Genomic DNA, 21,489 nt, shown 5'->3' with positions numbered 1-21,489 from the left:
AGCAAAAAAATAAAGATACACCGTGTCCGTATGTATCTTTATCTACATCATTTCTCTTTAATTTTATTTAGCAACAAGCATCGCTTGCCAAACTTTTATTGCATCAACAGTCGCTTTAACATCATGTGCTCTTACAATGCTTGCACCTTGCTGAATACTCAATATATGTCCCATCACACTCCCCACAGCACGTTCTTGAGCAGGGATACCATTTAGCGCCTCACCAATAAACCGCTTACGAGACAAACCCGATAAAATCGGGTAACCCATTCGATTAAGCTTCCAAAATTCATTCAGCAATTGAAAATTTTGCTGTGCATTTTTAGCAAAGCCAAAACCAGGATCAAGGATAATATTTTCAACTTTAATACCTACTGCAAGCGCTTGATCAAGACGTTGTTGTAACTCTTGAATCACATCTTCAGTCACATCTTGATATTGATCCAACTGATTCATATTGGTGGGCTCACCACGCATGTGCATCAGCACGACAGGAATATTCAAGTCAGCTGCTGTTTCTAAAGCCAGTGGTCGAGTTAATGCCCGTACATCATTCCAAATATGCGCACCAGCATCAACAGCCGCACGGATAACCTCTGGTTGACTGGTATCAATTGACATCACCACATCGTATTTTGAAAGTGCTTCTACGACAGGAATGACACGGCGTATCTCTTCTTCAACTTCAACAGCTGATGCATTAGGACGTGTTGACTCTCCACCAATATCAATAATAGTTGCACCATCAGCCATCATCTGCAAAGCATGTTTAACAGCTTGGTCTTTTTGATGATGCTGCCCGCCATCACTAAATGAATCAGGCGTTACATTCAAGATTCCCATAACATGAGGTTGCGATAAATCTAATGTAAAACGACCACCCTGTAATTGTCGTTGTGGTAATGGCATCAACTGCATCAAAACTCTCCACACTTTAATGATGGTATTTTAACAACAGATAATGCCTGTCATGACTGATTTATTTTCAACTTAGTCTAAAATCCAAACAAAAAAGAGCGACCCGAAGCCGCTCTTTTTATTACAACGAATATTAGCCCATTGCTGGCAATGGTGGTGGTGTAGATGGACCATCTTTAGGTGGTTCAAATTCAGCCACAGGGTTCTCAGCAACATACACTTTCGGTGGTTGTGGTTCACGACCTTCCATGATGTCTCGGATTTGGTCACGATCAATCGTTTCCCATTCCATCAAGGCTTTCACCATTGCATGTGCGATATCTTTATTATTTTCCAAGATATCACGCGCAACCTTATATTGTTCATCTAATATACGACGAACTTCTTCATCAACTTTTTGTTGCGTTGCTTCAGAAATCGTACGGCTACCAACATTACCGAAGAAACCATTTTGGTTTTCATCTTCATAAACCATTACGCCAAGTTTATCTGACATACCGTATTTCGTAACCATTGCACGCGCCATTTTCGTTGCGCGTTCAAAGTCATTTGATGCGCCAGTCGACATTTGATTGATGAAGACTTCTTCAGCAATACGACCACCAAACAAGATTGAAAGTTCATTCAACATCTTATCTTTATAGTGGCTCGTTTGATCTTGTTCTGGAAGCTGCCATGTCACACCAAGCGCCCAACCACGTGGCATAATAGTGACTTTATGGACAGGGTCTGTACCCGGTAAAATTTCAGCAACAATCGCATGTCCCGCTTCATGGTAAGCCGTCGCACGACGTTCTTCTTCACGGATGACCATCGACTTACGTTCTGGACCCATGTAGATTTTGTCTTTAGCATCTTCAAAGTCATGCATATCAACCGTGTTTTTATTACGGCGAGCAGCAAACAATGCAGCTTCGTTCACCAAGTTTGCTAGTTGTGCACCAGAAAAACCAGGTGTACCACGGGCAAGGACTTTAACATCAACACCAGTTACAGACGGAAGCTTCTTCAAGTGAACATTTAAAATCTGCTCACGACCACGAATGTCTGGTAAACCAACCATCACTTGACGGTCAAAACGACCTGGACGAAGTAACGCTTTATCAAGAACATCTACGCGGTTCGTCGCAGCAATAACGATAACACCTTCATTGCCTTCAAAACCATCCATCTCAACAAGCATTTGGTTTAAGGTTTGCTCACGCTCATCATGACCACCACCTGTACCTGAACCACGATGACGACCAACAGCATCAATCTCATCAATAAAGATGATACAAGGTGCATGGCGTTTCGCTTGTTCAAACATATCACGAACACGCGATGCACCAACACCAACGAACATTTCGACAAAGTCAGAACCAGAGATACTGAAGAAAGGTACTTTAGCTTCACCAGCAATTGCTTTTGCTAATAATGTTTTACCTGTACCTGGAGGGCCAACCATCAATACACCACGGGGAATGGTCGCACCAAGACGTTTAAATTTGGCAGGGTCTTTTAAGAAATCAACGATTTCAACCACTTCTTGTTTTGCTTCATCACAACCAGCAACATCACTAAACGTTAACTTAATTTGATCTTCAGATAACATTTTTGCTTTTGATTTACCAAAACTCATAGGGCCATTTTTGCCGCCAGCACCACCACCCATATTACGCATGAAGAACATGAATAATAGGATAATAAGTAAGACTGGGAAGCTCGCAATGAGAAGTTGCATCAAAATGCCTTGACGTTGCGGCGCTGTACCCTCAACCACTACATTTTGTTTATTCAAGCTTGGTAGCAATTCAGTGTCTTCTACTTGTGGACGAACCGTTTCGAAAGAAGAACCATTGGATTTTTCACCACTAATATTTAAACCGTCAATTGTGACTTGTTTAATCTGCCCAGCATTCACCGCTGCCACGAAATCTGAGTATTTCATCGCTGCAGGTTTATTGCGGTCACTGACGTTGCTAAAAATCAAAATCAGAACACCGAGTATGATGAGCCACAATACGGCATTCTTGAAGTAATCGCTCAAGGCTTTATTCCCATATCAATCTAATTTGATCATACCTAATCTTGGCTGACCTTCACAAAAACAGCAATGAATTTGCGTTGCAAAAAACTTAAAAGGTACAAAATGCACAATTTTTAACAACTTGGCAAGTACACTTTTTATTGCAATGCCTTTTTACGACCTTGCCCAATCAAAAAAACCTCTTTTGATCGCGCACGCGAAGCCGCAGGTTTGGCTGTTTTTAATACATCAAAACTATCGACCACTTGTTTTCTGAACTCATCAAAACCAGAGCCTTGGAACACTTTAACCACAAACTGTCCGTTTGGTCCTAATACTTTCTGAGCAAAATCCAAAGCCAATTCACATAAGTAAATTTGACGAGGTTGATCAACAGCCCTATTACCTGATGTATTGGGGGCCATATCAGAAATTACAATGTCTACTTGGCGCCCATTTAAAATATTTAACAATTTTTCAAAAACTTCTTCTTCTCGGAAGTCACCTTGTAAAAAGGTCACATCTGGAAGTGCATCCATTGCTAAAATATCAGAGGCAATGACTAAGCCATTTGCACCGACTAATTTACCAGCGATTTGAGACCAACTTCCTGGTGCTGCGCCTAAGTCAACCACCGTCATACCAGGTTTGATCATTCTATATTTTTCTTGGATTTCGAGTAGCTTATACGCTGCCCGAGCACGATAGCCCTCCTTTTGTGCCTTTTTCACAAACGGGTCATCTAAGTGCTCTCTCATCCATGCACGACTGCTTTTAGACAATTTTTGATTGGTAATGCGTGTCGCCATAACTCACTAAATTAAAAAAACTTCTGATAAGTCATTGTACGTGAAAATTACTCTCATTACAGTACGGATGTACTTCATTCACACGAAGTTTTACAGATTTTTTCCGATAAGTATAATTGATGATTCCAAGTGTGTTTTCACACAATTTATTCTACATGCTGGCATGCTAAATCTATCTAAGATTCGGGATGCAAGTTATACTAAGTCGTTTTTCCAATCAGGTATTTTTAATGGCGGCTTTATCTATCCATGAACGTAAACGTTTACGTCAAATTGGTCATGCACTTAACCCAGTTGTAATGATTGGCAGCCAAGGTCTTACAGAAAGCGTCATTGAAGAGACAAATCGTGCACTTAATGATCATGAATTAATCAAGGTGAAAATTGCTGGTGAAGATCGTGATGCTCGCGCCGCTGTTATTGATGCGATTGTTGAAGCAACTGGTGCAGAATCGGTACAGAAAATCGGTAAAATTGTTTTGCTTTATAAAAAAGCTGCAAAACAAAACCAACATCTTTCTAACTTAGTTCGCTTTGCTCATTTAAGTAATAAGTAAGATCAATGGCAAGTTATGAACTTTCCGCTTTCGATCGCTTCAGTGCCATTACTGTCGTTGGAGCAATTGAGCAAGAGACCCCAGCCACGTTAAATATTGGCTTTTGGGTTCGAGATCCCAATCAGTTTTTAATTTACCCAGAACAAGTTACAGCGCATCCACGTAAAGACTATTTATGGGAACAAACTTGCTTTGAAATTTTTATTGGTGTGAAAGATCAAGATTTTTATCGTGAAATTAATCTTTCCCCTTCTCAAGCTTGGCAAGTTTATCAATTTGAAGAATATCGTTTTCCAGAAGAGATGCCGCCCCTCGCAGCATATGACATTGAATTAAATCATTTACAACGTACCCATTATGGGTTGAATGTAAGTTTAGATTTATCTCAATTTATGCGACAGCACCAATTAAAGTGGGCTGATCTCTATCTTGGTTTAAATGCTGTATTAAATACCACACAAGGTATGCATTATTTTGCAATGCAACATAGCAGCCCTCAAGCTGATTTCCATAATAAGCGAGATTGGTTACATCAATTTTAAAAATAAAAAAGCGAGAAATGAATTTCTCGCTTTTTTTAACTTACCACTAAAGTACAGAATTAGCTTGCACGAACTTTATTCCAAGCTTCAACCGCTTGCTCTTTAGTACGTTTAAAGCTGCCAACCAAAGTATCTTTATGTTTCACAGAGATTTGGCTGATGTCATCTTTTAATTCTTTACTTACTTTAGTTAAATCTTCGATTAAAGCATTTAACTCAGTTTTTAATGCATTGGTTAATTCAACCAAGTTACCTTGTGAAGAATTAAGTTGAGTTTTAATCACTTCAATACGCTCTAAAAGGTCTTGCTTGATTTGAGCAAGTTGACCTTGAATATTTTGATTTAACTCTTTAGCTTCTGCCTCAATTTTCTCTTGAGTTTCAGCAAGTGCTTCTTTTACCTGCTCTTGAGTTTCTGTGATCACTTCCTTTGCTTGTTCTTGAGTTTCAGCAATCACTTCTTTCGCCTTAGCAGTTTTCTCAGCAACAACTTCTTTTGCTTTTGCTGTTTTTTCTGCAACCGCTTCTTTCACCTCAGCAGTTTTTTCAGCGACAACTTCTTTCACTTCAGCTGTTTTCGCAGCAACAGTTTCTTTTGCCTTTGTTGTTTTTTCAACAACAGCTTCTTTCACTTCTTCAGTTGCAGCTACAGCGTTTTGATTCTCAGCCATATTGGTTCCCCTCATTATTGATTGTTGATTTTTTGGCTTAATATAAGATAAAGCTCTTTCTAGTTGGACCAATAAAAAATTGTTAGACAATTTGCATAATATCTCACGATATCGATAAAAGAATGAGTTATTTGGCAATAGACAGGTTTGTACTTAAACTTTTAAGAGAATTCGACCAATTCCTGATTTTATAAATAAAACACATAGACTTTTCACGTTCTCATGCGTATAATGCGCTGTTAAGTTACAAGCGAGCAGACTGGAAGGAGGGGCATGTTTTTTATAGACAGCCTGCCTTTTTTTATGTCTTCTCGCTTTTTTACAGCCTTATTTTTGTGGTTTTAGTTCAGGAGCTTTGGTTTGAGCACCCCCGCCATTTTAGCCCTCGCAGATGGAACGATCTTTAAAGGAACGTCTATCGGTGCATCGGGATGTACGACTGGTGAAGTCGTTTTTAATACTGCAATGACTGGTTATCAAGAAATCTTGACTGACCCTAGTTATGCGCAACAAATTGTGACGTTGACTTATCCTCATATTGGAAATACAGGCTGTAATAGCGAAGACGTTGAATCAGGTCGCATCCATAAAGTATGGGCGAATGGTTTGATTATTCGTGATCTTCCTTTATTACATAGCAACTTCCGTTCTGAACAATCATTAAGCGAATATTTAGAGCAACACAATGTTGTTGCTATCGCTGACATCGACACACGTAAATTGACTCGTATTTTACGCGACAAAGGTGCACAAAATGGTTGCATCCTTGCTGGTGAAAATATCACAGAAGAAGAAGCAATTGCGAAAGCACGTGAATTCGGTGGTTTAACTGGTTTAGATCTTGCGAAAGAATGTTGTGATCCTGAAGGCTTTGAATGGACTGAAGGTTCATGGACTTTAGGGAATGGCTTCACTCAACCAGAATTAAAATATCATGTGGTTGCATACGATTATGGTGTCAAAACCAACATCTTACGTATGCTTGCAGACCGCGGTTGTAAATTAACAGTTGTTCCTGCACAAACACCAATTGAAAAAGTTTTAGCTTTAAATCCAGACGGCGTGTTCTTGTCAAATGGTCCTGGTGATCCAGCAGCATGTGACTATGCAATTGAAGCAGTTAAAACACTGGTTGATACAACAAACTTACCTGTATTCGGTATTTGTTTAGGTCATCAAATCCTAGCACTTGCTTCTGGTGCGAAGACGATGAAAATGAATCATGGTCACCACGGCGCTAACCATCCTGTACAAAACCTTGAGAATGGTACAGTGATGATTACTTCTCAAAACCATGGCTTTGCTGTCGATGAGAGTACTTTACCTGCAAACTTAAAAGTGACACATCGCTCACTGTTTGATGGTACAAACCAAGGTATTCATCGCACTGACAAACCAGCATTCAGCTTCCAAGGTCATCCTGAAGCAAGCCCTGGTCCACATGACTGTGCCCCACTGTTCGATCATTTCATCGAACTTATCGAAGCAGCTAAGAAGTAATTAAGGAGCGAATAATGCCTAAACGTACGGATATTAAAAGCATCTTAATTATTGGTGCTGGTCCGATTGTCATTGGTCAGGCGTGTGAGTTTGACTATTCAGGTGCGCAAGCATGTAAAGCGCTTCGTGAAGAGGGTTACCGCGTTATTTTGGTAAACTCTAACCCAGCGACCATCATGACTGACCCTTCAATGGCGGATGCAACTTATATCGAGCCAATCACTTGGCAGACTGTTGCTCAAATCATCGAAAAAGAGCGTCCAGATGCAGTCCTTCCTACTATGGGTGGTCAAACTGCATTGAACTGTGCGCTTGCATTAGATGAGCACGGTATTTTAGAAAAATACAATGTTGAATTGATCGGCGCGAGTAAAGATGCAATCGAAAAAGCGGAAGACCGTAAACTTTTCGATATCGCAATGCGCAAAATCGGTTTGGAATGTCCAAAAGCTGCTATCGCTGAAACAATGGAAGAAGCTTTAGCCATCCAAGCTGGTTTCGGTTTCCCTGTCATCATTCGTCCATCATTCACGATGGGTGGTTCTGGTGGTGGTATCGCTTATAACCGCGAAGAATTCCTTGAAATCTGTGAACGTGGTTTTGACCTCTCTCCTACTCACCAATTATTGATTGATGAATCATTGATTGGTTGGAAAGAATACGAAATGGAAGTTGTTCGTGACAAAAACGACAACTGTATCATCGTATGTGCGATCGAAAACTTTGATCCAATGGGCGTTCACACAGGTGACTCAATCACCGTTGCGCCTGCGCAAACATTGACAGACAAAGAATATCAATTGATGCGTAATGCATCGGTTGCAGTTCTTCGTGAAATCGGTGTTGAAACAGGTGGCTCAAACGTTCAATTCGGTATTAACCCGAAAGACGGTCGCATGGTTGTGATCGAGATGAACCCACGTGTATCACGTTCATCTGCGCTTGCATCTAAAGCAACAGGTTTCCCAATCGCAAAAATCGCGGCGAAACTTGCAGTCGGTTACACCCTTGATGAATTGAAAAATGACATCACTGGCGGCGTAACACCTGCATCTTTCGAACCATCGATTGACTACGTTGTAACGAAGATTCCACGTTTCAACTTCGAAAAGTTCCCACAAGCTGAGCCAGTATTAACCACTCAGATGAAATCTGTGGGTGAAGTAATGGCGATTGGTCGTAACTTCCAAGAATCTGTACAAAAAGCACTTCGCGGTCTTGAAGTTGGTGTATGTGGCTTTGATGAAAAAGTTGAAGCAGGTACAGCCAATGCCAAAGACATCATCTTAAAAGAACTTAAAGTGCCTGGCCCAGAGCGTATTTGGTACGTTGCTGATGCATTCCGCCACGGTTTCTCTTTAGATGACGTATTTGAAGCAACAAAAATTGACCGTTGGTTCTTAATTCAAATCGAAGACATCATTAAAACAGAAGCTCAAGTAAAAGCTTTAGGTTTTGGTGACTTGAATGCTGACAATATCCGTTCATTCAAACGTAAAGGTTTATCGGACCTTCGCATTGCGAACTTAATGGGTATTTCACAAAAGCAATTCCGTAAACAACGTTGGAACTTGGGTGTATATCCTGTTTACAAACGTGTTGATACATGTGCTGCTGAATTTGAATCAGGTACAGCATATATGTATTCAACTTACGATGAAGAATGTGAAGCAAATCCATCTAATCGTGACAAGATCATGGTGATTGGTGGTGGTCCTAACCGTATTGGTCAAGGTATTGAGTTTGATTACTGCTGTGTACACGCTGCGCTTGCAATGCGTGATGACGGTTACGAAACTATCATGGTGAACTGTAACCCTGAAACAGTTTCTACCGATTATGACACATCTGATCGTTTATACTTCGAACCTGTAACTCTGGAAGATGTATTGGAAATCGTACGTACTGAGAAGCCTAAGGGCGTAATCGTACAGTATGGTGGTCAGACTCCATTGAAATTGGCTCGTGCTTTAGAAGAAGCTGGTACGCCAATCATTGGTACATCACCAGATGCGATTGACCGTGCTGAAGACCGTGAACGTTTCCAACAGATGATTCAACGTTTACAGCTCCGTCAACCAAACAACAGCATCGTAAAATCTGCTGAAGAAGGTATTTCAGAAGCAGCGAAAGTAGGCTATCCACTGGTTGTTCGCCCATCTTATGTATTAGGTGGCCGTGCAATGGAAATCGTGTATAACGAAGAAGAGCTTAAACGCTACCTTCGTGAAGCAGTACAAGCATCTAATGAAGCACCTGTCCTACTTGACCGTTTCCTAGATGATGCGACTGAAGTTGACGTAGACTGCGTATCTGACGGTAAAGATGTTGTAATCGGCGGTATCATGCAACACATTGAACAAGCAGGTATTCACTCAGGTGACTCGGCATGTTCGATTCCTCCTTACTCTCTTTCACAAGAAGTTCAGGATGAAATGCGTCGTCAAACTGTAGCAATGGCTAAAGAACTTGGCGTTGTTGGTTTAATGAACGTTCAGTTTGCTGTAAAAGGCAACGACATTTACGTACTCGAAGTAAACCCACGTGCATCACGTACGGTTCCATTCGTGTCTAAATGTATTGGTGAATCTTTGGCAAAAGTTGCAGCTCGTTGTATGGCGGGTCAATCACTTGAATCTCAAGGTTTCACTAAAGAAATTATCCCAACACGTTTTGCAGTGAAAGAAGCGGTGTTCCCATTCGCTAAATTCCCTGGTGTTGACCCAATGCTTGGCCCTGAGATGAAATCGACAGGTGAAGTAATGGGTGTAGGTCATACATTTGGCGAAGCATTCTATAAAGCAGTATTGGGCTCAAATGAACGTTTGCCTGGCTTACCAACTGAAGGCGAAGTTAAACATGCATTCTTGTCTGTTCGTGAATCAGATAAGAAATACATTACTGACATTGCTCAAAAGTTAATTGCTTATGGCTTCAAACTTGTTGCAACTAATGGTACTTACCAAGTACTTCAAGCAGCTGGTTTAGAGTGCGAAGCAGTAAATAAAGTCACTGAAGGTCGCCCTCATATTGTTGACCGCTTGAAAAATGGTGAAATTCATCTTATTGTCAACACAACTGAAGGCAAACAAGCTCAGTATGATTCAGCGATGATTCGTCGTGCTGCCCTCCAAGGCAAAGTGTATTACACAACGACAATCAACGGTGCTGAAGCAGTTTGCCAAGCATTTGCTGTGAAATTGCCAATGGATGTATACCGCTTGCAAGATTTACAAACTGTAGGTTAATTCCCTACCGATAAGTCCCGTCACCTTATCGGTGGCGGGCTTTTTCTTTTTTTAATCCTGTATTTTCCCAACCAATTTAGAGGGGACTAAAATGCAACGTTATCCTATGACTCCCGAAGGCAAGGTTGCCTTAGAGAAAGAATTACAACAGCTAAAAACAGTGGATCGCCCTCGTATCACGCAGGCAATTGCTGAGGCACGTGAACACGGTGACCTCAAAGAAAATGCTGAATATCATGCTGCTCGTGAGCAACAAGGTTTCTGTGAAGGCCGCATCCAAGATATCGAAGGTAAGCTCGGCGCATGCCAAGTGATCGATGTAAAAGACCTTGAGCAAAATGGTCGTGTTGTGTTCGGGGTAACAGTTACTATTGAAAACCTTGATACTGAAGAACGCAAAACTTACAAAATCGTAGGTGATGACGAAGCAGATTTTAAAATCAATAAAATCTCAGTGAACTCACCAATCGCGCGTGGTCTTTTAGGTAAGAGTGAAGGCGACGAAGCGAAAATTCAGACACCACAAGGTGAAGTTGAATATGAAATCGTAAGTGTGGAATATCTCTAATTCCAAATCATCAACCCCTCTTCTGAGGGGTTTTTCTTCTCAAGATACACTGTGGAAATTCAATGGACTCATCTTTGATCAACTCTCCTGTTAAACATTGGTGTGAGTTCGAATTTATTTCCAAAACAGTGAAAAATCCGAATATCCATATTAAAGGTAATTATTCTTATTACTCAGCCTATTGGGATCAGGGTTTTGAACGTTGTGTTGTCCGTTATTTACATGACAAACCATCTTTGCCTGAGAAGCCAATCGATCAACTCCATATCGGTAACTTTGTTTGTTTTGGTGCTGAATGCGTGATTATGATGGGTGGCAATCAACTCCATCGCCCAGATTGGATTTCGACCTTCCCTTTTGATACACGCAGCTTTCTACCCGCTGGTGATACTGTGATTGCTGATGGTTGTTGGATTGGCAGTCGAGCAATGATCATGCAAGGGGTTAAATTAGGTGAAGGCGCTGTGGTCGCCACAGGTGCTGTGGTCACTCAAGATGTGCCGCCTTATGCTGTTGTTGGCGGAGTTCCTGCCAAAATTATCAAATACCGTTTCTCCGAATCTGATATTGAAAAATTGCTCTCGATCAAACTCTATGACTTTGATGAAAAGCAGATTTTAAAAATGCGTGAAACATTGCAGACGGATGATGTGGAAACCCTTCTCAAGCATCTAAGGAAAGATTAATCAAACTTTTTACAAATAAATCATGTGTATACCTACACTGTATTTTTATGGAAATTTCATATATTTAAAACACCGTAATGGCTTAACCATACTCCTATAAATAATAACTATCCCTATAAATTTACTAGGTTTTATTCATCTCATAATCAGTTTAATATAAAACCATAGACAGTATTTTAAACAAAAATTTCACAAGCAATTAGACAGTAATAATAAGGAGCAATCACCATGACTTATCAAAAAATCCTCGTTGCCATAGATGATTCAGAAATTGCAGTAAACGTGATCCAAGAAGCTGCACAACTCGCAAAAGCACTGAATAGTGAAATCACAGTCGTTGAAGTGATGACCTTAGACCCTTATCTAGCTGATGCCTATCTTAAACTTGGTCAAAGCAATGAACTGATCGAACGCGTACGCAGTTATGTACAAGAAAACTTAGATAAAGCAGAGAAAAAGTTTGAAGAGCTTGGCTTAACCGTTGGAACACAAATACTTGAAGGTTTTTCAATACACGAAGAAATTATCGGTGCAGCACAGAACTTAGGATCTGATCTTATTATTATGGGATCACATGGTCGTACAGGCATTAAAAAATTTATATTAGGTAGCGTTGCCCAAAAAGTATTAGGAGAAAGTCATATTCCTGTTTTGATCGTGCGTTAATTATATTTATGAAGATTTAACCATCGAATCTTATTAATTTAAAATCAAAGCCAGTACAAGAGTAATATCTTGATACTGGCTTTTTTATATTTATTCTGATGCTAATTGAATTGGTTTTGCCTTTTCTAATACATCTTTTGGTAATTCAGTCGTAGAAACGATAGTTAATGACTGCGTATTTGCTTGAAGGTTTTCTTTCTTAAGATCATTTAATACGACATTCGTATCTTTTGTACTTAGGCTATACATTGCACCTGTCGCAGGATCAATGATCAACAAACCAAGTAAGCCACCAAAAACAATATTTCCAACATACCAACCATTTACGTGTGCTGAAACATTCACAGTTTTAGTTTCGTAGCCTTCTTTTTCAAAGATTACAGTATATTTTTCAGGTACAAAGAAACCTGAGCTTCTTTTCAAACTTACAGTCACAGGTGCTTGTCCTACATGAACTTTTTTACCTGCTTTATTTAAAATCGTAATATTACTGAGTTCTGGCGTACTCTCAAATGTCATTGTCTGAGTTCTACCAGACATAATGCTCGCACATCCAGATAAACTAAGCGCAGCGATCCCACAAATAACAGCTAATTTTTTCATTTAATTACCAAATATACATATGTATTCTTTATGTATAATTATTGTAATTAAAAAATAAAATAACGGCAATATCCTTTTATACAAATCAGTCTATTTATTTTTAGCTTTATGGAATCCAACTAAAAACCTTTAAATTAATTTTATTATTTAAAAGATAAATCCCCTCATCGGCCAATAATTGTTGTTGAATATTCCCTCCTTTTTCATTTATACGCATCACACTTATTTTTCCTTGTGAATTAATAACGCGATGCCAAGGAATACTACTCTCCTGATCCAAATGCTTGAGAACGTAACCAACCAATCGCGCATGCTTAGGAATACCCGCTAACTTTGCAATCTGCCCATAAGTTGCTACTTTCCCATAGGGAATTAAAGCAATAACTTCTAAAATCTGTCGATGCAACTCATTACTATCTTTCACAATTTCCTCTCAAAAAATCTGTTAGCATATTGAAAATCAGAACGAATTTCCTAAAGAACAATTAAAAATTGATGGACAGAGGAACATAAAAATGCGATCAAAACTGATATTGCTTACAGCCTTATGTCTGACCTTTACAGCTTCATGTACCACCAAAAAACCACCGGTGAAAATTACACCGTATAAATACAAAATTGACGCAGCAAGCCATCTTCCCGTCGTCTATGTAAGCTTTGTCTACACGACCAATCGTCCTGAAGCAAAAGTATTTGATACGCGTTTGCAAATGTACAAAGAGTTAGAGATTTTAAACCGCTACTTCCTTGATGAAGATAATCAAAAAATCTTTAAGTTTAGAATCAATCATTACTACTCTTATCAAGACTTCAGCAAACGAAAATGTGAATTGGCAAATCGTTTGAATCAGCCCACTGCCCTCATTCCCGACAACATTCCTGGCGCTGTTAAAAGCTGTTTCCCAAAACGTAAAAGCAAAGAAGTTTTTTTCATTATTTATGACGCATACAATCAAAAACTCAAGTACGACGATATTACCAGTTGGGGGTTTAGAAATCAGGGACAGCCTTTTATCTTGATCGATTGGGAACGACTCAACTATCAAACACAAGCCGCAAGTATCCATGAAATGGGACATGCTTTTGGTTTAGGACATGTTTGTGCACCGAGAGCAAAGAAAAGTACACCAACCAATATTATGACCAGCTACGACTGTAAATTAGGTAGCGGAGGTCTACGTAACTTAGGTTTTACCTCAGAACAATTGAATACTATTTTGCAAAATTATGCAAAATACCCTTAGATTTTCAGCTCAATAAAAGAACCTAATGCATTCTTTTTAAATTGATAATGACTTTGATCCAAATGTTGCGTTAGATAGTCACTTGCCTGCTTAAATTGTTTTTCATTCACAGGATATGGCTGCCAAAAAGTTTCTAAATTGTCTGTAAAAATTGGATACAGTTGCACAATTTCTTCATTAACATTAATACGAGCAATCATGCCATAAGGTAAAGCCTGATGCTTTTTATATTCACCATTGCTATTAAACACCCCATTTCCTATCCCAAAAACTACTGGTTTATCATGAATATATTGAATCGGCTGAATCGTATGCGCGCCATGTCCAATGATCAGATCAACGCCAATTTGGGTAAATAATTTAGCTAGACTTTCTTGCTCTGGATGAGTTGTTTTGAAATCAACACCCCAATGACAAATTAAGATGACCTTATGGTTAGGATGACGTGTTTTATAATGGATAATCTGTTCAAATAAAATCGTATTTAGACAAGCGACTCCAGCACTATTCCCTAATGCATAAAAATCATAATCTTGATAGGCAATATCCCGATGCCAATAACCATTAAAAATCGCAAAGGTTTTTTGCACTGTTCTAATCTCAAAAAACTGATGTGCTTGTTGTTGATCTAATCCAGCACCAATGTACTGGATATTCGCCTCATCAAACTGCTGTAAGGTGTATCGTAAACTAGCAGCGCCATAATCCTTTAAATGATTATTTCCGAGGCAAACTGTATTGAGATGAACTCTTTTAAATTCTTGGATCGTTTCTTTCACTTCGGCACCCAAAATAAATGCTTTCTTATCTTGTAGAGGAGAATCTTTTTCTGAGTTAAAGACTGCCTCAAAATTCGCAATATTCAGATCATTTTCATTAAAAAAGGCTTTGATTTTTTCAAATGAATGTTGATAACCATAGCGTTGTAATGCGTCATCATTTCCTTTGCATTTTCGAATCTCAGTGTAAAACTCACCAAAGTAAGTATCACCGATGATATTGATCCATTCACTTTTTGCTTGGATCGACTTTAATGGAATCAATCCCTCTGTAAAATAATGATAATAAGGAATAATGTGATCAATGCGTTGAATTGAATCAAATAAACAAAAGATACCAATGGTTTGATTTTCTGCTCGATAGGAAAAATAAATCTGTTTATTCGCATATTCCAAATACAACACGGCATCTAGTTGAGAGCACGTTAATATCGAGCTGATCGGTGTCAGCGTATTGCCTTTGAAGCTTAGCTGCTTCTGAAAGACTTGTTGAATGATCTCAATTGGCATTAAAAAAATTGCTTCTGCCAGTTGATAAAGTTCTCTAATGGTTTGAACTTGAGTATCAAGTTTAAATTTTTTTAATTCATGCTGTAATGCGATCTGTGTCTGCTCACGACTACCTAATAACTGACTCAATAATTGCAAAGCTAGTTCTGGTGGTTGGGCAAATGCGATGTACTGTAATAGCTCCAAAACAGTATAAGCTTGTTTTTTTGAACGTCCAAAAAGGTTGTTTTGGCGACTTCCCTCTAGCTCAATCCTTTGATCCAATTTTAATTTTTCAGCTTGAATCATTTGCATCGCAAGGTACAAAACGATCCAGTTATTACAATCCACCGAAAGCGATGTTTGCCAAATCGAATGCTGAAAGTCTTCAGATTTAATCTGCGTTATTATTTTAATTTCTTGAGATAAATCCATTTATTTAAACCTCAATTTATTCATTTTCAAAATGCTGAACATAAGCAATATATCCAGACAAATTATGTTCCTGATCATCTATTCGAACGCGAAAACGATCATGTCTCACATAGAATGCATGTAAAATTTTATCTGGCCGCGCCATATACATTGCAACTTCAGGGTAAAAGAAACCTGTCCGTTGGAACTCAGCCCGAAACTCGATAAGCTTTTTCAAATCATCAAAATGTGATTGCTTGAACAGTTCTGCTAAACCGAGCATCTTCATTCTCTCTATCATTTGATACGCAGCCATCATTAACTCTAATAAGGTGGCATAACTGGTCTTTCGATTGCGAATAAAAATCATATGTCTCAGGTAGTTTTTCATACCAAAGAGAAAATACTTTTCCTCTGGGCAAATTTTCGTTAGTTCATTGGTACAGTAACTGAGCCAATGATCATGATAGCGCTCATATCTTTCAGAAATAAAACGTTCAAACATGAGCTTTACTGTACTTAATAATTTTTCTTCTGGTTTTAGTTGATACAACCGCAATAAGGCCAAAGCAGCTTCACCGTCATAATAAACAATGCGAAATTTTTGCTTTAATTCCATATTTGGATAATGCAGTACATGAGTCGTTTCACCTTCTGAATTTACCATTGATAAAATTCCATTGGCTAACTTTTTAGCATAATCCAGATATTGATTATCTCCTGTAAGCTCTTGATATTTAGTGAGCATTAAGATTGCAGCGGCATTTGCGCCTAACTTAATTTCATCTAATTTTTCTGGTTCACTTGCATCTAACATATGAGCAAGCTGAGGTTCTTGCTCGAAATAAAAATGAGCCAAGGCATAATCAATTGCTGACCTTATTTTCTTTAAATGCCCTTCATGATTATCGATCATTAAGGTTTCGATTAGAGCGTAGTTCGTGGTGCAATGCCGAATCGTATTGTAATTTCGAATACTCCGATCATAGGCAGGAAAACATCCATAAATAAATCTGCCATCTTCTTGAATCTGTGAAGTGATGAATGCTGCATTTTGCTTAATCATTTTTATAAAATGTTGCTTCTTCGGTTCCATCAAGTATCGAACACCATTTTCGGTGAACTGGCTTTGCAACTGAATCAATTGATTGTTTTCATAGAACATAGCATAGGTATCAAACGTCCATACCTGTTGCAATTCTTTAAGATTGATTATTTTTTTTGAATCATCGTATTTTCGTAAGATACTCGTATTCAGATTAGCCTCATCAAAAAAGTTAGGTTTATCATAGCTTAACCCTCGAATGATTGCTCGGCCATAAAGTTCTTGCTCTAAGAAGCAACATTCAAAATTTTCATCGAAACTAATGCCTTTTCTATAGTGATTATTGTGAAATTGGTTTCTCACTGTTTGCTCAACATCATCCCATTGCTCTTTTTGAACGTTGAAAACAAAGTCAAATTTTAAAAATTCAGGTAAAGACTGTTGTGCTTCATATCGCTGATCTAAAAAACTAAATAATTGTGCTTTGGCAGTAGAAAAACTCGAATACGCTGAATTCCAAACTTTGCAACGTTCCTCTCTTTCTCCATATGAAAAAAACAAGACTGTTTTCTCTACTTGCGTATAGAGTTGTACTTTTTCTAGGTAATCAAGTAATTGACTTTTTAACTGATCAATTCCTGAAATCAAAGTTGTTGTCATATTTTAAGTTTCTAGAATTTATAAATATTTTAGACAAGATAGCATAATTCTTTATCAATGAAATCAAACAAAAAAGAGAACCCGAAGGTTCTCTTTTTTTCATAATAATTATCAGTAGATAATCTGACCATTGTTGAGCAAGTCTTGTAACGTTACTTCAGTAGGCATATTTGTTAGTTGAAGCAATGCTGTATCGGTATAAGTACCACCGAGTCCACCATCTCGATCAACGCTGAGTGTAACCGTTTGAGATACTGCATCATAACTTACATCTACATACTGTCCGATATTCAGAGCATTTACATTGCCTAACAACAAGTTAGATAGATCAATCTTATCTGCTTGTGTATCAGTCGTAACATCTCCGAAGTGGAAATCAGTCCATATATCTACCCCATTACCACCTGTAGCATTTGTGACACTTGCCGCGGTTAATGTGTTGAAGATTAATGTATCTGATCCATCTCCTAAGGTGAATGTTTCATTAGCAGAGGTGCTTACAACCAAACTGTTCAACTCTTGACTTAAATCAATCGTTAAAGTACTTGAAGATTCAGCTCCTGTAACTGATACAAGTTTGTAGTTAATCGTATCAATCGTTGCACTGGCAGCACTATCAAGAGCTTGGTAGTAATATGAACCATCGTTATATAAATACAACGTTCCTTCGCCAGTATTAATCGGTTGCCCTGCTGCGACTTCATAAACACCAGGTGATACTTCGACATAAAGTTGAGAACCATCAGTTATGTCAGCTACTCCACCAGAAACATCACCATCCAGAATATTTCCTTGAATCCAATCGGATTGTCCATCAGGAGTATAAGTGTCTGTGTGTGTAGCAGTCGTTGTAACGATAGAATCTAATGTTACAACACCAAGGGAAAGCGCACTCGACAAGCTAAATACAACACGATACGTACCTTCAGACAAGTGAGGAATATCAGCCTCATATGCAGGAGCACCTAAAACACCAGCAAGAGCAGTCGCTGAACCTGAATAAACAGTGTTCACCCAAGTCCCACCAACAAATTGCTGAATTGTATAACCTGTTGTAGGGAATGCCGATAAGCTTAGTGAAGCAGTGTAATTAAGTTGTACATGAACATCATTTACTGTATTCGCCGCAACAGTAAACTGATCAGATGTAACCGTACTACTTAAGACAGGTAATGGAACAGGGAAACCGACCAAGTTACCGATGGTCACATTACCACTATTCACATCTACTGGCGCATCTGTCACAGGAGCCATACTTATAGTTGCATCATTTGTATCTGCATTCGCTACTGGTGCAGGAATAGCAGCATCAAGTGATGGATCGGTAGTATTCCATGTGATTTCAACATCCGGTGAACCAATTTGAACATGTAACGTTGCAGTATCTGTTCGGCCAGTCACAGGATCAGTTACCGTATAAGTGAAGCTATCAACTTTACCAATATTTGTGGTATCAGCTGTTGCTTGATAACTATAACTACCATCCGAATTTAAAGTTAATGTGCCATAAGCCCCATTAATTACTGTTGGAGTACCTGCTGCAACTGTCGCTGTATTTCCATTCTCAGATTCAACAAAAGTGACAACAGATGTACTCGTGATGTAGTCAGGTGTGTAACCAGTACCATAAGCGGCTGAATCGTCATCAGTTAGAACATTACCATTGACTGTATCAGCAACTAATGTTGGTGCTTGAGTAATATCACCGTGATTCAAGGTAATATCAGCAGTTACACTACCAAGTGCGGTAAGAAGTGTGTCACTTTCCATGAACAACTCATACGTTCCTGCACCAAGATTACTGACTTGGAATTCAACTGAAGAACCAAAGATTCCAAGTAAATCTATTACACCAATGTCACTACTATCAGCAACTACAGTACTTGTACCATCTGGATTTAGGCGAGTAAGAACTACATGTAAACCATCAACTACAGTTGCAAGTGAACCAAAATCTACGGAAATGATAGCGTCAGTCAAATTACCTGGATCAACAGTGAAAGTTGCTGTTCCTTCATTTGCACCAATTACCAAACCACCAACACCTAACAGCCAACTATAGCTAATCGCATTATCTAGTACTTCTTGAGTTACTGGATATACAAGATCAATAGAGGCCGAATCAACGTTATCCATTGCATCTACAGGAAGCGGACTTGTAATAATTGCTGGTTGTGATGGATCAGCATCATTCCAAGTCATATCCACACTTTCACTATCTAAGTGGACATACAGAATTGCATCTGAAGTGTCACCAGTTACAGGATCAAGCAATGTATAGGTAAATTGATCAACTTGACCAAGATTCAAACCATCGGCATTCGGTGTATATGTATAGTTACCATCCTGATCTATGACTAAAGTTCCGTATGTACCAACAATCGTAGTACCAGCTGGGTCAATAACGGAACCATTAACCATTGATATAATGGCATTACTGCTTGCAGCATCGATACCACCATTGATACCAGTATCATTGATAACGTTACCAGATATCGCCTGAACAGAATATCCGTCGATGATAAATGGATTATAAACATCCATTGTTCCAGTTAATGTTCCACCTAGACCAGCACCTAACAAACCTTCATAAGAAATAAAAGCACGGTAATTACCAGAATCTAATCCCTCAAGCACAGCTGTAGGAGTACCTCCTATGAGAGATAAACTAATCAATGAAGCATCAGGATTATCACCACCGACAGATACCCATTGACCAGTTGTTTCATCAAATTTCTGAACAACAATCGCATAATCACTTAGTACACTCGCTGTTAATAATGCATCAAATGTAAACGTTGCTGTACCTTCACGGTTTGGATCAACAGTAAACTGTATCGCATCTTCAGACAGTAATTGCAGATCTAAACCTGCTACAGAAACCGTAGCTAGGTAAGAAGCATCTCCAAGGGCTACATCATCGGCAACAAGTAACGGTTCTGGGTTAATCTCTGCAACGGCAAGGTTATCAATTGCTTTTACAGAGCTTAAATCAATTGTTAATGTTGCTTCAGCAGCATCCCCTGTAGCTGGATCATATAATGTATAAATAAATACATCTTCTTGACCTATACCTGCAGCATCTGCATTAGGTGTATATGTATAAGTACCATCTGGATCAATAGTCAATGTACCGTATGTACCAACTATAACTGTATCTACACCTGTTACAGCTTGTCCATTAACTGCAGAAACAACTGTCGTTCCAGTTACAATATCAGTCTCACCACTTGTGTTCATATCAAGAATGACATTACCATCTGCATTTTCTGTATAGAAACCGCCAATTTGGGTAGTGTCATATACATCCATGGTTCCAGTTAAAGTACCAAGTAAACCAATACCTGCTAATCCATTGTATGTCATGAACGCACGGTATGTGCCTTCTTCCAATCCGTCAATAACTACACTCGGAGTTCCACCTAGCAGTGTTAAATCTAGAATATCAGCTTCACCACCACCGTAAACAGAAGTCCACTGACCAGATATTGGATCTAGTTTTTGTAGTACCAATGAATAGTCAGATAAAACATCTGCACCGAGTAATGCACTATATGTAAATGTTGCTGTACCTTCTTGATCAGCAGCAACAGAGAAACCAATAGATTCTGAACCTAACTGTAGGTCAAGTCCAGCAAGTGAAACCAAAGCTAAATAAGTTTCACTACCTAATGGAGCATCATCAGCAATCAACAATGGTTCAGGCGCTAATATAGCAGTATCTGTATTATCAAATGCCGTTATAGTACTGGTATTCAATACGGTTAGAGTGACATCTGCATCAGCCATGTCCACATTGCCTTCGCTATCCACCGCTTCTGCATGGAGCACTATCTCACCTGTGATCGGGTCTGCCGTCGATGCATCAATCGTTGCTGTGATGAAGCCATTTGCCAAGTCGGTTGTCGTGACGGTGTAATCCGTACCATTCACATTCACCACTGTGCCTGCAACGGCATCTACACCTAAACCAACTTGGGCTTCGAATACACCATCAACTCCAACCTCTAACAAGTTCAAAATTCCATCACCATTGAGGTCATCAGGTACTGTGATCGTGGTGATCAAGTCTTGCGGCACTA

At 39.0% G+C, this 21,489-nt stretch carries 17 protein-coding genes; 8 read left to right on the top strand and 9 right to left on the bottom strand.

Annotation, left to right across the window (positions count from 1 at the left end; all coding sequences use genetic code 11):
• Positions 1 to 63: 63 nt before the first annotated feature.
• From folP to rlmE, 3 genes are all read right to left on the bottom strand, one after another.
• Complete coding sequence (folP, locus tag ACT4_RS13675) at positions 64 to 918, bottom strand: dihydropteroate synthase (RefSeq protein WP_007483049.1); 855 nt, start codon at positions 916 to 918, stop codon at positions 64 to 66.
• Positions 919 to 1,051: 133 nt separating this feature from the next.
• Positions 1,052 to 2,947 carry an ATP-dependent zinc metalloprotease FtsH gene (gene ftsH / locus ACT4_RS13670; protein WP_004878287.1) on the bottom strand — a complete coding sequence of 632 codons (1,896 nt, stop codon included), beginning with the start codon at positions 2,945 to 2,947 and terminating at the stop codon, positions 1,052 to 1,054.
• Between the two features lie 137 nt (positions 2,948 to 3,084).
• On the bottom strand, positions 3,085 to 3,735 hold the full coding sequence (rlmE, locus tag ACT4_RS13665) for a 23S rRNA (uridine(2552)-2'-O)-methyltransferase RlmE (RefSeq protein WP_004878286.1): 651 nt from the start codon (positions 3,733 to 3,735) through the stop codon (positions 3,085 to 3,087).
• 230 nt (positions 3,736 to 3,965) lie between these two features.
• On the opposite strand from rlmE, the gene yhbY reads away from it, so the two are divergent.
• The gene (gene yhbY, locus ACT4_RS13660) at positions 3,966 to 4,292 is read left to right on the top strand and encodes a ribosome assembly RNA-binding protein YhbY (protein ID WP_004878285.1); all 327 of its coding nucleotides are present in this window, start codon (positions 3,966 to 3,968) and stop codon (positions 4,290 to 4,292) included.
• Positions 4,293 to 4,297: 5 nt separating this feature from the next.
• On the top strand, positions 4,298 to 4,834 hold the full coding sequence (locus tag ACT4_RS13655; protein WP_004878284.1) for a DOMON-like domain-containing protein: 537 nt from the start codon (positions 4,298 to 4,300) through the stop codon (positions 4,832 to 4,834).
• Between the two features lie 59 nt (positions 4,835 to 4,893).
• Here the strand turns inward: ACT4_RS13655 and ACT4_RS13650 are convergent, their stop codons facing one another.
• Complete coding sequence (locus ACT4_RS13650; protein ID WP_007483045.1) at positions 4,894 to 5,505, bottom strand: hypothetical protein; 612 nt, start codon at positions 5,503 to 5,505, stop codon at positions 4,894 to 4,896.
• Positions 5,506 to 5,865: 360 nt separating this feature from the next.
• On the opposite strand from ACT4_RS13650, the gene carA reads away from it, so the two are divergent.
• The 5 genes from carA (at position 5,866) to ACT4_RS13625 (ending at position 12,173) form a co-directional block, all read left to right on the top strand.
• Positions 5,866 to 7,005 (top strand): glutamine-hydrolyzing carbamoyl-phosphate synthase small subunit, encoded by a 1,140-nt coding sequence (carA, locus tag ACT4_RS13645; RefSeq protein ID WP_007483042.1) that lies wholly within the window; start codon positions 5,866 to 5,868, stop codon positions 7,003 to 7,005.
• Between the two features lie 14 nt (positions 7,006 to 7,019).
• Positions 7,020 to 10,253 carry a carbamoyl-phosphate synthase large subunit gene (carB, locus tag ACT4_RS13640; protein WP_004878281.1) on the top strand — a complete coding sequence of 1,078 codons (3,234 nt, stop codon included), beginning with the start codon at positions 7,020 to 7,022 and terminating at the stop codon, positions 10,251 to 10,253.
• A gap of 91 nt (positions 10,254 to 10,344) precedes the next feature.
• Complete coding sequence (greA, locus tag ACT4_RS13635; RefSeq protein ID WP_004878279.1) at positions 10,345 to 10,821, top strand: transcription elongation factor GreA; 477 nt, start codon at positions 10,345 to 10,347, stop codon at positions 10,819 to 10,821.
• 62 nt (positions 10,822 to 10,883) lie between these two features.
• A complete protein-coding gene (locus ACT4_RS13630) occupies positions 10,884 to 11,507 on the top strand; it encodes a CatB-related O-acetyltransferase (protein ID WP_007483039.1) in 624 nt (207 codons plus the stop codon).
• A 228-nt stretch (positions 11,508 to 11,735) separates the two neighbouring features.
• Complete coding sequence (locus tag ACT4_RS13625) at positions 11,736 to 12,173, top strand: universal stress protein (RefSeq protein ID WP_004878276.1); 438 nt, start codon at positions 11,736 to 11,738, stop codon at positions 12,171 to 12,173.
• A 90-nt stretch (positions 12,174 to 12,263) separates the two neighbouring features.
• Here the strand turns inward: ACT4_RS13625 and ACT4_RS13620 are convergent, their stop codons facing one another.
• Both ACT4_RS13620 and ACT4_RS13615 read right to left on the bottom strand, forming a co-directional pair.
• Positions 12,264 to 12,776 carry a hypothetical protein gene (locus tag ACT4_RS13620; RefSeq protein WP_004878275.1) on the bottom strand — a complete coding sequence of 171 codons (513 nt, stop codon included), beginning with the start codon at positions 12,774 to 12,776 and terminating at the stop codon, positions 12,264 to 12,266.
• A gap of 106 nt (positions 12,777 to 12,882) precedes the next feature.
• Positions 12,883 to 13,200: an MGMT family protein gene (locus ACT4_RS13615; protein WP_004878274.1), complete on the bottom strand. Its 318-nt coding sequence runs from the start codon at positions 13,198 to 13,200 to the stop codon at positions 12,883 to 12,885.
• A gap of 91 nt (positions 13,201 to 13,291) precedes the next feature.
• Between ACT4_RS13615 and ACT4_RS13610 the strand changes: the two genes are divergently transcribed.
• Positions 13,292 to 14,020 carry a metalloprotease gene (locus ACT4_RS13610; RefSeq protein WP_007483034.1) on the top strand — a complete coding sequence of 243 codons (729 nt, stop codon included), beginning with the start codon at positions 13,292 to 13,294 and terminating at the stop codon, positions 14,018 to 14,020.
• Here ACT4_RS13610 and ACT4_RS13605 read toward each other — a convergent pair.
• From ACT4_RS13605 to ACT4_RS13595, 3 genes are all read right to left on the bottom strand, one after another.
• On the bottom strand, positions 14,017 to 15,723 hold the full coding sequence (locus tag ACT4_RS13605; RefSeq protein WP_007483032.1) for a CapA family protein: 1,707 nt from the start codon (positions 15,721 to 15,723) through the stop codon (positions 14,017 to 14,019). The two genes, ACT4_RS13610 and ACT4_RS13605, sit on opposite strands and share 4 nt — an antisense overlap.
• 16 nt (positions 15,724 to 15,739) lie before the next feature.
• Positions 15,740 to 17,407: a hypothetical protein gene (locus ACT4_RS13600; RefSeq protein WP_007483030.1), complete on the bottom strand. Its 1,668-nt coding sequence runs from the start codon at positions 17,405 to 17,407 to the stop codon at positions 15,740 to 15,742.
• 111 nt (positions 17,408 to 17,518) lie between these two features.
• The coding region (locus tag ACT4_RS13595; RefSeq protein WP_034605207.1) for an S-layer family protein at positions 17,519 to 21,489 on the bottom strand (3,971 nt) is incomplete at its 5' end.

The organism is Acinetobacter sp. NBRC 100985 (assembly GCF_000241225.1).
GTDB classification, from domain to species: Bacteria; Pseudomonadota; Gammaproteobacteria; order Pseudomonadales; family Moraxellaceae; genus Acinetobacter; species Acinetobacter venetianus.
Note: the sequence above shows the minus strand (reverse complement) of the source record. Positions and strands in the feature narration are given on the sequence as shown.